Consider the following 15,361-nt stretch of genomic DNA (forward strand, 5'->3'; position numbering starts at 1 on the left):
AGTAGGAAAGGCAAAGAGGATGGGGCCGATTTGCGAGTGCCGACAGCAATCATTTTGAAGGATTTTCCGGAAACAAAAAAGCCTCATCAAAAATGATGAAGCTTTCTATTGTGTTTATGTTTTTTTCGGCTATTCAGTAACTGATTTTGCCACCCGCTTGCGATCGTGCTCGTTCAGCAAAATCTTACGGATACGCATGTGGTTAGGCGTTACTTCAATGTACTCGTCATTCCGAATGTACTCCATGGCTTCTTCCAGCGAAAACTTGATGGCTGGTGCAATGCTTGTTTTTTCATCGGAACCCGAAGCACGCATGTTTGTCAATTTCTTTGTCTTAACAATATTCAGTGTCAGATCGTCCAAACGCGTATTTTCTCCAACTACCTGGCCCATGTACACGTCTTCTCCCGGATCTACAAAGAAACGCCCGCGATCCTGCATTTTATCGATTGAATAAGCAATCGCCGTACCTGTTTCGAGCGAAATCAAAGCACCGTTCCGTTTGATTCCCAGCTCTCCTTTCCAGGGTTCGTAACCTTTCAGGCGATGAGCCATAATCGCCTCACCTTCGGTGGCGGTCAGCATTTGGTTACGCAAACCGATCAAACCACGTGCAGGAATAAAAAACTCAAGGTGCGAACGGTCATCTGTTACTTCAATGTTGGCAATTTCTCCTTTGCGGGCCGTTACCAGTTCAATTACTTTTCCGGAGAAAACTTCGGGTACCTGAACGGTAAGTGCTTCCACAGGTTCACATTTTACCCCATCAATTTCCTTGATGATTACTTTGGGCTGCCCCAACTGTATTTCGTAGCCTTCGCGGCGCATGGTTTCCACCAGGATCGACAAGTGCAGAATTCCGCGGCCGTACACCAAAAACGAGTCGGCCGAGTTAGTTTCTTCCACACGCAAAGCCAGGTTCTTTTCTGTTTCCTTGTACAGGCGGTCGCGCAACTGACGCGAGGTAACAAATTTCCCGTCTTTGCCGAAAAAAGGTGAATTGTTGGCCACAAACATCATGCTCATGGTAGGCTCGTCTATTTGGATCGCTTTTAATCCTTCCGGGTTTTCGATATCGGCAATGGTATCGCCAATGTCAAAACCTTCAAGACCAAGCACGGCACAAATTTCACCCGACGGTACCGGTTCTTTTGTTTTTTCTTTTCCCAGACCTTCAAACAAATAGCATTCTTTGGCTACTGATTTTACGATTGTTCCGTCACGTTTTACCAACGAAACAGGCGCCCCGGGAATCAATTGTCCGCGGCTTACTTTTCCCACTGCAATCCTTCCGGTGTAGGAAGAATAGTCGAGCGAAGTAATACGCATTTGCAATGTTCCTTCTTTGTGTGTAGTTGCCGGAATGTGCTCCAGAATGGTGTCAAGCAGGTAAATGAAATCTTCGGTGGGTGTTTGCCAGTCGGGCCCCATCCAGCCGGCTTTGGCCGAACCGTAAACCGTCGGAAAATCCAACTGTTCTTCGGTGGCGTCCAGGCTAAACATCAGGTCAAAAACCTTTTCCTGTGCAATATCTGGCGTACAGTTTTCCTTGTCTACTTTATTTACCACCACAATTGGCTTCAGCCCCAGCTCAATGGCTTTCTGCAACACAAAACGGGTTTGCGGCATCGGGCCCTCAAAAGCATCTACGATCAGCAAAACGCCATTGGCCATGTTTAACACACGTTCCACTTCTCCTCCAAAGTCGCTGTGCCCGGGAGTATCAATGATATTGATTTTAGTGTCTTTGTACCGTACCGATACGTTTTTGGAGAGGATGGTAATTCCGCGTTCCCGCTCCAGGTCGTTGTTGTCGAGCAAAAGCTCTTGTACTTCCTGGTTGTCGCGAAACAATTTTACCTGGTGTAGAATGCGGTCAACCAGCGTAGTTTTTCCGTGGTCAACGTGGGCGATGATCGCAATATTTCTGATTTCTGCCATTTTCAATTTTTATAATCCATTCAACCAACAGCCAAACGAGTGAAATGTTTTCGTTGTCAATAATTTACCGCCGAAAAAAGCATTTCTTTGGAATTGGCGCGCAAAAGTAAGAAAGTTCTGCAGCGTAACACGACTAGAATCATACTTTAAAGTATTATTGTATAAAAATTTAATATCGGAACACATAAATTTCCCCTTGTCAGTAATCTCAAAAAGCCAGCACCAAAACAAACGTTCCAAAATTTTCAATTTTCTTACTTTCGCAATGTTATGAAATCTTCCTTCGTACGTAATTCATAAAACAAAACAAAGAGCCTGCACTGGATGACTAAAAGCGAATTTGAGCAAGTAATTCTTCAACAAAAAGACAAGCTGTACAGGTTTGCATTCAGCATCCTTAAAAACAGTGACGATGCGCAGGATGCCGTGCAGGAGGTAGTGCTAAAACTTTGGAAGAACAAACATTTGCTGGACCGCGCCAAAAACCTGGAAAGCTATTGTTTGAATGCCGTAAAAAACCATTGTTTTGATGTATTACGAAAACAAAAACAGCAGCAAAATTATGAACAGAACGTTTGGGTAAACGCAACCACCGAACCTGAAATTGAGCAGCTTGATTTGGTTGAAAAGCTAAAACAGGAACTCTACCGGCTACCCGACCAGCAAAGGCTGGCAGTTAGCCTGAGAGACATTGAAGGTTTCGATTACAGCGAAATCAGTGAAATTCTGGAGCAAAGCGTTGAAACCATACGGGTGAACGTTTCGAGAGGAAGAAAAAAATTAGTTGAACTTTTTAAGGAGGAATTGAAAGATGCGTACCAATAAACCAGATTTTTTTTGGGATAATGAGCCATTCCCGGAAGGTTCCGAAAAAGCTCACAACACTCCGGAAGAAAACGATTTTATTCGCTCTTACCGGGAAATGATCCGAGGAGAACAAACCCGAAAAGCTGCGTTTGATCCTTTTGAAAAACTGAAAAAAGAACAAAGGAAACGCACACTTATCACCCGGCGCGTTCTTTCTTACGCCGCATCGGTGGTGATTGCGGTAAGTTTGTTTTTTGCTTTTCAGCATCATCAACACAGAAAAGCACAAACGCAGGAATTGGCCGAACTTCAAAAAAATACTAGCCAGGCCTTGCTTTATTTTTCGAAAGAATTGAATGCCTGCCTCACCCAACTGGAAGACGCCCAAAAAAAGATGGGAGAACCTGTGACCAGTATCCAAGCATTGAAGAACATAAATATCAATAAGAATAATCCATTTAAAAACATAAATTTCAATCAGTTATGAAAACAAAACTTATTCTTTTTCTACTCTCACTAAGCTTGTTCACTGCAGCGCAAAACGGCAACTTGTCCATCGATAAATCCCTGGAGAAAATTACGACACCCGACGATTCGTATTTTGAAGTTACCAAAGACATGTTTGCCATGCTGGCGGAGTCGAAAAATGCCAGTCCTGAATTTACCAATTACATAAAACAGCTGCACAAGCTAAAAATGGTAGAACCCGCAAGAACCAACAACGACCGCGGCGACATCCTGGTAAAAACGTTCCTGGAATACACCAACCTGCAAGGCTACACTCGGTTAATGACGAGACAAGACCGCCACGAAGTTCTCCACTTTTACAAAAAGGAAGGCAAAAGCGAGAATGAATTTCTTCTGCTTAGTTCCGATATGATCATCTATATTACGGGCACCCTGGATCTGAAATCGATCGGAGAATTTCAACAGGTAATGGAAATCGCCGGAAGTGCATTTGATATGTAATCTGGCACCTTTCCGTGGTATCTGATACGTCGTTTACGGTTAATTCTTCGGCACAAACCGAAATTTTAACCGTAAATTTTTCGGTTTGAATCGAATAATTGTACATTTATACAAAACGATATCAAATGATACCAAGGACTCTGGAACAAAACATTATTAATGATCTCAAGCTAAAAAAAGCAATAATATTGCTCGGAGCACGACAGGTTGGAAAAACGACCCTACTGAAAAACATTCTGAAAAACGATCAGAATATACTAATCATAAATGGGGACGAACCGGATTCAAATGAACAACTCGTAAATTTAACTTCTTCCAGATTAAAAGCATTGCTGGGTAATGCTCAAACCCTTTTTATTGATGAAGCTCAACTAATTCCAGACATTGGAGTTATCCTAAAGCGCATCACGGATTACATTCCAAATGTCCAGCTATTTGTATCCGGATCTTCATCGATTGAATTGGCAAATACTATCAACGAGCCACTTACGGGAAGAAAACTGGAATATCAGCTATTTCCTCTTTCTTTTGCTGAAATGGTAAACCACACAAGCTTAACGAAAGAAAAAAGGCTGATAAAACATCGAATGATTTTTGGTTATTACCCTGATATTGTAACTTCTCCGGGAAATGAAATCAAGTTATTAAAGAACCTGGCCGGCAGTTATTTATACAAAGACATTCTTTCCTTCGGAACTATTCAAAAGCCAGCACTATTGGATAAATTATTAAAAGCCTTAGCCTTACAAGTTGGAAGCGAGGTTTCTTATAACGAACTCAGTCAATTGGTTGGAGCCGACAAAGAAACGGTAGAGCGCTATATAAATCTTCTGGAAAAGGCATTTATCATATTTCAACTCAATGCTCTCAGCCGAAATGTACGTAACGAAATAAAAAAAGGAAAGAAAATTTACTTCTGGGACAATGGTATAAGAAATGCACTGATTGGTAATTTCCAGCAATTTGAACTAAGAACAGACAAAGGCGCATTGTGGGAAAATTTCATCATCAGTGAACGGATAAAGCACCTGAGTTACAATCAATTTTATGGTAATTACTATTTCTGGAGAACCTTCAGACAACAGGAAATTGATTTTCTGGAAGAAAAAGACGGACTGTTTTCGGCCTATGAATTCAAAGTAAACCCCAAAAAGAAAGGGCGGTTATCAAGAACATTTTCAGAAGCTTACCGTGTAACTGAGATGCAAACCATAACCCCGGAAAACATAGAAGAATTTCTTCTTAACGAAGTTCAGGAACAAAGGTCACTGCCTCCAATGTAGGTAAATGTACGCTTCACACTTTCAGCCCTTGATTCTTCTTTGTACCTACTAACACAGGATTACGGCCAGTAAAGCTAAGTGTCGTCTATCTGCCAGAAAAAGCAAGGGACCACGTCCCGATACATACCAGCACAGGGTACAGCCCTGTGTACGAAACGCGAAACGTTTATCGAGGGGTGAAGCCCCGACACATTTATATTCAATCCTTATGAAGTGCAAGTTCCAACTCCGCAGCGCACTTGTTACAAAAGAAATGCTTTTTCTGGTCGATGTCTTCCACGTAAGTTCCGGGACGCATCACACAAATGGGAACATGGCAATGGATCAGGCCAAAAGCATGTCCCAATTCATGAATAACCACTTTTCGGAACCGCTCGTACAAAAGCCGCTCGTTTCCGGCCATGCCGTATTGTTCGTTTCTCAGGCGATACACCGAAGCAATTCCGGTACTTCCCTTGTACTGCGCCTGCCCGAAAATGTAGGTAAGAATGGGAATAAAAAGATCGACCTGAAACAACCCAATGGTTTTTAGTGAGCCCGCCGCGTAATCGGCATGCACCAGTTGCAGCAAGCGGTTGGCGTCGTATTGTTTTCGGGTGGCATCGAAAAACGGGAGAATATCGTGCGTTAGCGGGACCACCGAAACCGGCCATTCAAAAGCCGTTTCAATGTCGCGGGCCATTTGATCGAGAAAGGTCTTTTCGAACCTGCCCTGAACAACCAGTGTTATCCCTTTTTTCTCCAAAAGTCAGTTTTTTAGGCACATGAGCCAAGTGGCACACGCATTTCCAAAACCTCGTCAGCCCCTATTTCCTGGGCGAACTAAGCTGATGTTTCTTTATTTTATTGTACAGTGTCACGCGGTCGATCTGAAGCGCTTTGGCCGAACGGCTGATGTTCCAGTCGAATTTTTCGAGTGTTTTCTGAATGTACTTTTTCTCCAACTCATTCAGGCTGTCGTTTGAGTCGCTTACCATATCGGTTTCAATCGGCAGATCTTTCAACCTGATCTCTTTTCCGTTCCCAACCACAATGGCACGTTCGATCATATTTTCCAGTTCGCGCACGTTTCCGGGAAAATGATACTCCTCCAGCCGTCGCAAAGCAGCCTGGTCGATGGTGATCAGGTCGCGGCTCATCGAAGTACAGTATTTTTTGATGAAATAAGTCACCAGCATCGGAATATCCTCCTTCCTGTCCCTGAGCGGAGGAATGTTAATGTTCACCACATTCAAACGGTAATACAGGTCTTCGCGAAAAGAACCCTCGGCCACCATTTTTTTGAGATCCTTGTTGGTCGCGCAGATAATCCGGAAATCTGATTTTATCTCTTTGTTGCCACCTACCCGTGTAAACATTTTTGATTCGAGCACCCGCAAAAGTTCGATCTGCATTTTCATGGAGATCGTTGCAATTTCATCCAGAAAGACAGTACCGCCATCTGCCATTTCAAAGCGTCCTTTGCGGTTAAACATGGCCCCGGTAAAAGCGCCTTTTTCGTGGCCAAACAACTCGCTCTCCAGCAAATCTTCCGACAAAGCCCCGCAATGAACCGTTACCAGCGGAAAAAACTTACGCGGCGAATTGGAATGAATGGCGCGCGCAATAAGCTCCTTTCCGGTTCCGCTTTCACCAGTAATGATAACCGAAGAATGCGCCGGTGCGACGTTTTCCACTTCCTTCAAAACCCGGATCATTCCATCGCTGTTGCCCACAATGTCTTCAATATTCTCAAGTGTTACCAGCTTATTTTTAAGTGTTTCGTTTTCATTTCGAAGCGAAATTTGCCGGGCAGCATTTCGAATCAGGTGCGTAAGATCATCCGGATCAAAAGGCTTTGTAATGTAATCGAAAGCGCCGTCTTTTAAAGCCTGAACCGCAGTTTCGACCGAGGCAAAAGCGGTCATTACAATCACAATGGCCGAGCTGTCGAAGGCCTTGATACGCCGGTGCATTTCAAGCCCGTCCATCCCGGGCATTTTTATATCAGCCAGAATAATATCAAACTTCTCCGATTCAATTTTGGCCAGCGCATCTTTTGCATTGGCCGCACAATCCACTTCGTAACCATCCTCGATAAACCAGTTGTACAACGAATCTCTCACCGATTCTTCATCGTCAACAATTAATATGGAAATGGTCGTCTTCATATTATTGATCTTCTTTTGTTACCAAATTAAACAGTACCGACATGGTCGTCCCCTTTCCGGGCTCCGACTGCACTTCAATTTTTCCCTTGTGGCTCTGAACAATTCCGTGTACAATGGCCAGCCCCAGCCCAATTCCGCTGGCCCGCTGCTTGGCCGAATAAAACGGCTGAAAAATGCGCGAAATATCTTCTGCCGGAATGCCAACGCCGTTATCTACAATCTCCATCTTTATGTGCTCTTCGTCCGGATTCGATGTTTTGATCAGTATTTCTCCGTTAAGGGTGATGGCTTCCATTGCATTTACCAGCAAGGCCACACAAACCTGCTTGATCTGATTGTCGTTGCAGTAAACCAGGTCTGAACTGGCGGTAAAATCAGTATAAAAATGAATACCGGCAATGTGCATCTGGTGCGCCATCAAACTGTATGACTCCTTCAGCACCTGGTTCAGGTGATGCTGCTCGAAGTTCTCCTGGTCCTTTCGGGAGAAATCCAGCAAGCCCCTTACAATGTTTCCACAACGTTTCGATTCGGTCTCAATCACTTTCAGGTATTTCAGCATCGAAGCTTTGGACGTTTCGGGCATATCGAGTTTGGCCAGTTGCTTGGCCACCAATTTACTGTAAGTCAATATTCCGGAAAGCGGGTTATTGATCTCGTGCGCTACCGAAGACGATAATTTTCCCAGCGAAGTGATCCGCTCAATATGAATGAGCTCGTTCTGAATCTCGGCCAGTTCTTCCGATTTTCGCTGCACCTTGTATTCCAACTGATGCGACCAGTTTTCCAACTCCCGGTTGGCGGCGTCCAGGTTATCGAGCATGTTGTTAAAGGCCAGCGACACCGAACGCATGTCTTCGAGCAAATGAGGCCTGATTTCGAGCCGGCGGCTCCGGTCGCCCTTCGACACCGCTTCGCTGGCTACGATGATCTCGTTCAGCGGCTTCTGAATCTTGTTCTTTGTAAAAAATATCAGCAGTGAAACCAGGAGTACCGTCACAACAATCGCCAGCAAAAAGAAATCGGTGGATGACTTGGTTACCGCCGAATCAAGTTCCGCCAAGGGAACTTTTATGATAAGCGACCCCAGAATCTCTTCTTCCTGACTGTGGGCATGGCAAGCACTTGCATAACACGAACGTTCATTCAGAATGGGAGTTCGCACCAACAATTGCCGGTGTCCCTTCTGTTTCTGATCCATGTTGCAGGGGCTCTTAAAATCGATTATCCGGTACGACTTCTGTTTGGCCGGAAACATTTCAGAAAAATTGGAATGGCACCCGCCGCAGTTCGGCCCCCGCTGTGCCAATGAATCGGAAAAAGCAGTGGTAGAATATACCAAACTGTCGCGGTTGTTGTACATGTTCACCTCATCGATACCCGGCATGGCGTTGATGATGTCGAGTGTACTTTGCAACGCGCTTTTGTCGTTTTTCAGCATCGAGTGGTAAAGCGAGCCCTCCACAATCGACCCGATATTATCGCCCTGCTGGCGAATAACGGTACGTAGGTAGCCTTCGTAAACCGACTTAAAAATAAGACTGTAGGAGATAAACAAAAACAGGGAAAGCAACCCGATTATGTAAACTACACGGGCATAAATTGACGAGCGAAAACTCAGGTAGTGCCGGACAAATTCTGCCAATGATTTTCGCGGTTTTCGCTCGGATGCAGCTCTTCTATTATCGTCACTTTTCTTCATTACGAGTCAGTCAATCGGTGGTTTTTTAAAGGCACCGTAAGTTACAAAAAAGAACAAAGGGGTTAACAAAGACTCTTTCTAATTAGCTGGTCTGTTCCAAAAATTCATTTTGAAATTCATTCCAAATTCCGGCGTCCAGTTCAGCAAGCAGATCGACCTGTAATTCACCACCTTCCTGGAACACTACCAGCGGTTCCAGCCCCGCCTGACGGGCCAGTTTTATGTTCAAAAAATCCTTCAGCCGGTTGATCTCATCCGAAAACCACCTGACAGCGTCGGCTCCCAGCAGAAAACTTGAAGTCTCTTTTTGCCAGTTGGCAGGCACAAGTGCGTACAACCAGCCCTCTTCGAAAGCTTCATTCGAAAGCGCTCCGCGGCGTTCCACAACAGAAGCGTTTACCCCCACAATTTCGCCTGAAAGCGGCGAGAGCACATGCAACTGTTTCCCCTCCTGCTCAATCAGCGCCAGCACCTCTCCTTTTTGTACCACATCGCCGGCCGATTTTAGTGGCTGAACGGTTATTTCACCCAATACATTCTGAAGAAAATCGTCCAATCCAATTTTTGCCTGCCCCGATTTTTCGAGGTAAAGCCAGGTATGATTCCGGCTAAAAAACAAGCCTTTCGGAACACGCAACAAATGAGCGGCAAGTACCCGAATGCCTTCCTGAAGATGCTGTACCGCATTGCTTTTACCGCTTACCAGCAGCCAGAAAGGAATCAGCAACAAAAGAAACAGGATCACAATAATGTACTCGATTCCTTTTGTTTCGAACAGGTTTGTATATGTAAATCCTTCCATTTTTTCTTATTTAAATGATGTAACAATTCTTTTACGCATGCTTATTGTTTGCCCACGACGGCGACTCGCGCAGCACGGGCATACGATTGATTACCCAGCGGAAGATCCAGATTTCAACAAACACGATGGAAACTGCCACTACTATTTCCATCCACGATGGTACATAATGTACTGCTGCATCCCAGCGAAAAGCAATGATGGACACATTCAGCCGGTTCAGGATAATTCCAACAATGGTTAAAACCGCGGCTACCTTTGCCCACCTGATGTTTGCCCGTTTAAAACTCAGCAAAAACAAAAGCATGGGCACCACTACAAAACCAAGCATTTCGAGCAAAAACCAATAACCCATCGGGGTATTTATGTAGGCCCAGCGATGACCGTGAGCAAAAACGAGTATCTGCATAAACAGGTACACAAACATGCTAAACGCACAGATTCGCGAAAGAATCAGAATGATATCTTTTCGCTGCTTTTTATTTTCACTGGTGATTTGGTCGGCAAAAACACGCTCGCTGATCGATCCTTCGAAAATCACCATCGACAATCCGGCAAAAACGCTGGACATCAGGAACAACAAAGGAATAAACTCGGAATACCAAAGCGGGTGTATTTTTTCTTTCGCCATCAAAAAAAGTGCTCCCAACCCGGACTGATGCAAGGTTGACAGGGTGATACCAAAAATAACCGCTCCCAGTGTTAATCCGGATAAAATTTTATGCGCCCTGCGGGCATTCAGCCACTCGGCAACGGCTGGCGAAAACTCGATAGCCTGCGCAACGATATACAGTAAAAAATGCCAGGCCACCAGAAACAATACTGAATTAGCACCAAAATTATTCCCGATAATCGGATTGAAAATATTCCAGGGTTTACCAAGATCGAGCACCAAAGCGCCGGCATAAAACACGTAAGCCAGAAAACCATTCAAAACCGTTACCCTTACAATGGAGTGAAACTTGTCAACTTTCAACACATATACCACAAAGGTGAGAATGTAAGCACCACCGGCAAACGCAACCCCTGTAATAACATTAAATCCTTTCCAAACGCCCCACGGAATGTCCTGGGTTACGTTGGAAACAGCTCCAATTCCGTTGATAAAACGGATAACAATAATGGCGGCCCCCACCAGCATTACCGGAATTGAAATAATATTAAAAGGCGTTAACCATTTTCCCCGGGGCTTCAACTCATCCAGCAAAAAGCGCCCGATGGACTTTTTTTCTTTTTTTAAAGGAAATGCAGAGCTAGTCATGATTGCTATTTTTATCCAGGTTAGACTTGGTAGCTTTATGTATGCCTAAAAGAACAGAAGGCACCAGAACAAAAACAGCAGGTACGCTGTACAAAAAACCTTTTGTAAGAGCCGGATAGGAAGCATTCTGAATATTCGTTCTAAAACCTATTTCCTCAAACGGAACAGGCGACAAATACAGAAAGGATGTTCCTCCCGCTTCGTTTTCCCCGTAAATATGCGGGTAATAAGCATCCGGATTTTCAACGATCCTGCGGCGTGCCTCCGCGATTAATTCACGCCGGGTCCCAAACATGAGCGCTTCTGCAGGGCAATTCTCCACACAAGCCGGCAGCTGGCCTTCCTGCTGCCGCTCAAAGCACATGTTACATTTAGTGATCTTTGGATTCGGACTGTTGTACTCAAATTTCGGAACGTCAAAGGGGCAGGAAATCATGCAATACCGGCATCCCATACATTTGTTTTCACGCCAGATTACCGGCCCTTCCTTTGTTTTAAGCATGGCCTGCGTTAAACAGGCTGCCCCGCAGGCCGGCTGGTTGCAATGCATGCACTGGCGTTTTACGTACACCTCTCCTTTCGAGGTATCATAAGCATTCACCACCGTTCGGCGTTTTTCGTTGGTTTTTCGAAGAACACCCACTTCCGGAAAATCTTCGGGTTCGGGCAAGTTATGAACTTCGGCACACGAGAACTCGCAGCTTTGGCAGCCCACGCACCGTGTTGAATCGTACAAAATGGCTTTAAACTCTGTCACTTCTTCACCGGCGGGCTCAGCCTGTGCCTGTTTTCCAAGGGCCAATCCAGCCCCGGTAACTCCAAGCACTTTGAAGAAATTTCTCCTGTCTATACTCATGGTTTTACTGGTTTTAATTGTTTTTCACCGATCAATACATGTCTGCGGTATTGATGAAGTAATTCTGAAAATCTTCCCAAACTTTTGGATCCAGATCTTTCAAGGGATGAAGCATGAGTTCACCGCCTTCCTGGAAGGCCAGTTTTCCATCTTCCATGTTCATGATATTAAGGGAACATGCCAGAAAATCTTTCAAGCGTGTAAATTCACTGCTGATCCACTCCCGGTAGTGGTTGCCCATGGTAAAAAACTGAATTTCACGCAGCCAGTTCGACGGTTCAATTTTGTACACCCACCCTTCTCCGTATGGTGCGTCGTTGATTGTAAACGGATCGGCTACCAGGCTTTCATTGATCTCTTTAATGGTTCCGGAAACAGGAGAATTCAGCGTGATTTGCTTTCCCTTCCGAATCAATGTCACCAGCGGTTCCATACGTTTCACCTTTTCTCCCGGACTTTTCATGATCACCCGGGTATATTCGCCGGTTACGTTCGAAATGAAATCATCGATCCCCAAACGAACCCGGCCGCTTTTTTCCATAAAAACCCAGGTGTGCGATTTATCAAAGTACAAACCCTTCGGAAAAGTAAGCGCCTCTTCGTTTAACAGCTTGATCAGCGTTGCTTTATTCAGCAAAGGAGCCTTTGCCCTTCTTTTTCGGCCGGTGTAAACAACCACTGCAAAAAGCAACGCAAGCGCCGCCGCCACCAGCACGACCCACAACAATACGGAGGAACGCGTGCTCTCATCTATTTGAGCTTCTGCCAGCAAAACCGGAGGCACAAGTTTTTCAAGATTCGATTGCATCTCGCCATACACCAGTTCGGTATATCCGTTTTGCACCACCGCTGTTTGTCCCGAAGTGGTAACCCAGCTCAGGAAATCGCTCAACTCACTGTTTTCGGGAAAAGCCGGAGCAATCGCATAGATACTGTGCACCAACGTACGCGGGTATTTCCCAATCCAAACAGAGCGTTCAAATTGTTCGGGATTGGCGTAAAATTTCTCGTTGTAATCCAGACGGCCATTTTCGTTCCGGTCAATCGGAAGCAGTTTAACTTTTTCAGCAAAAGCTTGTTCTGTAGCATCCAGAATGGTGGACAAACTGCAAAATCCAACGGCGTGTTTATCTTTCTGAATCGCAGCCAGAAACTCCTCTTTCGAAAGCACTTTCTGCCCGGCTATTTTGGCAGCATCAGTTTCCAGAAACTTGGGCACTGACGATTTAACTTCAGCATCGTCCAACACATACAAATTCACCGGCTCACCTTCCGGGCTGGTTTTACTATCCACCATCGCAGCAAGCCCTTTAGCCGATAAGCCATTTTCGGAAATGCCACTTGCTGAAGGATTCTCTTCGTTGTAAACGGCCACAATCACTTCGCGGCCCAGTGTCATCAACCACATCGATTCGGCCGACATGGATGTGCCGGGCTGCTGCATAACAAAACCAAGCGAACCTTCGTCGCTTACCTTGCTACCGATTTCAGCCAGCCCAACGGAAGAAAGCTCGCAATTGAAACCGGCGTTACTTTTACGGTATTCGCTTATCCACGAATCAACCAGACTGTGTGTTTCCGGTGTTGCAAAAATCTTTACAGGCTCGTCGTTTGTTGCCGGTGCTCCGGCATTTTGGCTGCTCGCTCCGCCAATTACCAGCAGGAGCAGCACTACTGTTATAAAAATCCTGGTTTTCATTGTTGAATTGATTTTAACGTTTTTTTATGGGTACCTGAACCCAATTTTTGGATTCTTTTTCCACCCGAAATACCCTATCCAACTTTGAGACCAAACTCACAACACGCTCATAACATGCAACTTACACAACAACCCAACTACAATCTACATACACGAAGTGTTGAATATCCTTACAGTTATTTTCAATAATCCCGATACATCCCTGACCTACTGAACGTTACAACACCTGTTGAAAAATTCAACAGGTGTTGTATTTTTCAACACTCAGTTACATAAGAACTGAGCTACAAGCATATTGAAGCTTAGTTTTTTTTAAAATAATTTAAGGGAAGTGTTTTGGAGTGTTGGAGAAACAAAAGGACGAGTCTGTATCAAAAACTCGAACGATAAAACGCAAGACTTACAATTCACCTCAAAACCGCACACTGATAACTCTGATTTAACTGTTTCTCGCTGTTTTATCAGTGATTATCAGCTAAGACTTGTATCATCTGCGTTCTACTTCCAAGTTGAAAAGTAAAAAATGAAGGTTCTATTTCTATAAAACCTCCTTTTTGAGATGACATCTTTTACTCCTTTATCAGATAAAGATTGTCCTTTGTGCGCAAAAGCATTTGATCGCCTACAAAAACAGGAATGGCTTTAACGGTTTCGTTGATGCTGTTTTCGGCCACTTTTTGAAATGAATTGCCGGGTTTAAGAATGGTGCACTCGCCTTTCACATTTATGAAGTAGATATTGCCTGCTGCGCAAATGGGCGAAGCGTTGAAGTTTCCCTTCAGCTTTTCTTTCCAGAACGGTTTTCCGCTCATGGCGCCCAAACAGGTGACCATGCCGCGGTCATGAACCATGTACATAAGCCCGTCAACAATTACAGGAGTTGGAATTTGCGGAACTTCATCGTCGTACATCCACACCTGATGGGTTTTGGTAACATCTCCCTTCCCTGCCGGATCGATCGCATACTGCCGCGTAAAGAACGGCGTGTTATCCTCGAAAATCCAACCCGAATTAACAAACACCAGCCCGTTGTAATACAGTGGCTGACTAACCGTGGAGTCGTAGCCGTAGGTGAAAGTCCAGATCACTTCGCCGGTATTTACATCATGCGCAAAACACATGTACGCCGAATTACTGATGAGTAATTCTTTTCCATTTGCATTGATCACAATCGGAGTCTGGTACGATTTCCGGTAAACGGGTTCCAGCGGATCGTAAATTTCTTTGGGGCGCACACTTTTCCAAATGGTTTCGCCCGTGGTTTTATCCAGGGCCACCACATACGGATCTTCGGTTCCTTCCAGATGCAGTATCAACATATTTTTGCAAATAACCGGCGACGAAGCCGGCCCCTGCATATGCTTGCAACGTAAATCTTCGCGCTTCCACAGCACATCAAAAGTTTTGGTATCGATGCAAGCTGTTCCAAAATCGCCAAAATGAACATAAACGCGACGCTTTTCAATGCACGGAGTTGGCGTTGCATACGAGTTGGTACTGTGTATGCGCTGTGGTTCTTCCGAAGTAAAAATGGTTTTCTCGTCGAGTAGTTTTCCGGTTTTTAAATCAAAACAAAAAGTATAAAACTTTGTGCCATCTTCTTCAGCAGAAGTCAGCCAAACCTGCTTGCCAAAAACTACCGGCGACGACCAACCCACACCTTTTACCGGGACTTTCCAAACCACGTTTTCCGTGTCGCTCCAATGAAGCGGAGCTTTTTCTACGTTGGCATGGCCGTTCATCTCCGAACCACGAAAATGTGTCCAGTTTTGTGTATTGGAACTGCACGAAGAAAGAACCACCAGAATTATCGCAAAAGGAATGGCAATTAAGAAACGCTTCATTTCGACAAGGTTTAAGTTGATCTGTCTCAAAGTTAATCGAAAAAAGGAAT

General features: G+C 44.7%; 13 protein-coding genes. 4 read left to right on the forward strand and 9 right to left on the reverse strand.

The window, feature by feature from the left end:
- Positions 1 to 129: 129 nt before the first annotated feature.
- A complete protein-coding gene (gene typA, locus D1614_RS11310) occupies positions 130 to 1,941 on the reverse strand; it encodes a translational GTPase TypA (RefSeq protein ID WP_119438041.1) in 1,812 nt (603 codons plus the stop codon).
- Between the two features lie 324 nt (positions 1,942 to 2,265).
- Between typA and D1614_RS11315 the strand changes: the two genes are divergently transcribed.
- From D1614_RS11315 to D1614_RS11330, 4 genes are all read left to right on the forward strand, one after another.
- A complete protein-coding gene (locus D1614_RS11315) occupies positions 2,266 to 2,766 on the forward strand; it encodes a GFO_1088 family ECF-type sigma factor (RefSeq protein ID WP_119438042.1) in 501 nt (166 codons plus the stop codon).
- Positions 2,753 to 3,235, forward strand: coding sequence for a hypothetical protein (locus D1614_RS11320; protein ID WP_119438043.1), 483 nt, complete (start codon positions 2,753 to 2,755; stop codon positions 3,233 to 3,235). Before D1614_RS11315 ends, D1614_RS11320 begins: the two co-directional genes overlap by 14 nt.
- A complete protein-coding gene (locus tag D1614_RS11325) occupies positions 3,232 to 3,717 on the forward strand; it encodes a DUF4252 domain-containing protein (protein ID WP_119438044.1) in 486 nt (161 codons plus the stop codon). The genes D1614_RS11320 and D1614_RS11325 overlap by 4 nt, the downstream gene beginning before the upstream one ends.
- A gap of 125 nt (positions 3,718 to 3,842) precedes the next feature.
- Complete coding sequence (locus D1614_RS11330) at positions 3,843 to 5,000, forward strand: ATP-binding protein (protein WP_119438045.1); 1,158 nt, start codon at positions 3,843 to 3,845, stop codon at positions 4,998 to 5,000.
- Between the two features lie 199 nt (positions 5,001 to 5,199).
- Here D1614_RS11330 and D1614_RS11335 read toward each other — a convergent pair whose 3' ends face one another.
- From D1614_RS11335 to D1614_RS11370, 8 genes are all read right to left on the reverse strand, one after another.
- Positions 5,200 to 5,745, reverse strand: coding sequence for an archaemetzincin family Zn-dependent metalloprotease (locus tag D1614_RS11335; protein ID WP_119438046.1), 546 nt, complete (start codon positions 5,743 to 5,745; stop codon positions 5,200 to 5,202).
- A 61-nt stretch (positions 5,746 to 5,806) separates the two neighbouring features.
- Positions 5,807 to 7,150 (reverse strand): sigma-54-dependent transcriptional regulator, encoded by a 1,344-nt coding sequence (locus D1614_RS11340; protein WP_119438047.1) that lies wholly within the window; start codon positions 7,148 to 7,150, stop codon positions 5,807 to 5,809.
- Position 7,151: 1 nt separating this feature from the next.
- Positions 7,152 to 8,852, reverse strand: coding sequence for a sensor histidine kinase (locus D1614_RS11345; protein ID WP_119438048.1), 1,701 nt, complete (start codon positions 8,850 to 8,852; stop codon positions 7,152 to 7,154).
- A gap of 82 nt (positions 8,853 to 8,934) precedes the next feature.
- On the reverse strand, positions 8,935 to 9,654 hold the full coding sequence (locus tag D1614_RS11350) for a glycine cleavage system protein H (protein ID WP_119438049.1): 720 nt from the start codon (positions 9,652 to 9,654) through the stop codon (positions 8,935 to 8,937).
- Positions 9,655 to 9,685: 31 nt separating this feature from the next.
- Positions 9,686 to 10,912 carry an NrfD/PsrC family molybdoenzyme membrane anchor subunit gene (gene nrfD / locus D1614_RS11355; RefSeq protein WP_119438050.1) on the reverse strand — a complete coding sequence of 409 codons (1,227 nt, stop codon included), beginning with the start codon at positions 10,910 to 10,912 and terminating at the stop codon, positions 9,686 to 9,688.
- A complete protein-coding gene (locus D1614_RS11360) occupies positions 10,905 to 11,768 on the reverse strand; it encodes a 4Fe-4S dicluster domain-containing protein (RefSeq protein ID WP_119438051.1) in 864 nt (287 codons plus the stop codon). Before D1614_RS11360 ends, nrfD begins: the two co-directional genes overlap by 8 nt.
- A 31-nt stretch (positions 11,769 to 11,799) precedes the next feature.
- Entirely contained in the window at positions 11,800 to 13,467 is a 1,668-nt protein-coding gene (locus D1614_RS11365) for a glycine cleavage system protein H (RefSeq protein WP_119438052.1), read from the reverse strand.
- Positions 13,468 to 14,036: 569 nt separating this feature from the next.
- Positions 14,037 to 15,311 (reverse strand): outer membrane protein assembly factor BamB, encoded by a 1,275-nt coding sequence (locus D1614_RS11370; protein WP_119438053.1) that lies wholly within the window; start codon positions 15,309 to 15,311, stop codon positions 14,037 to 14,039.
- Positions 15,312 to 15,361: the final 50 nt, after the last annotated feature.

The organism is Maribellus luteus (assembly GCF_003576475.1).
Taxonomy (GTDB): Bacteria; Bacteroidota; Bacteroidia; order Bacteroidales; family Prolixibacteraceae; genus Draconibacterium; species Draconibacterium luteum.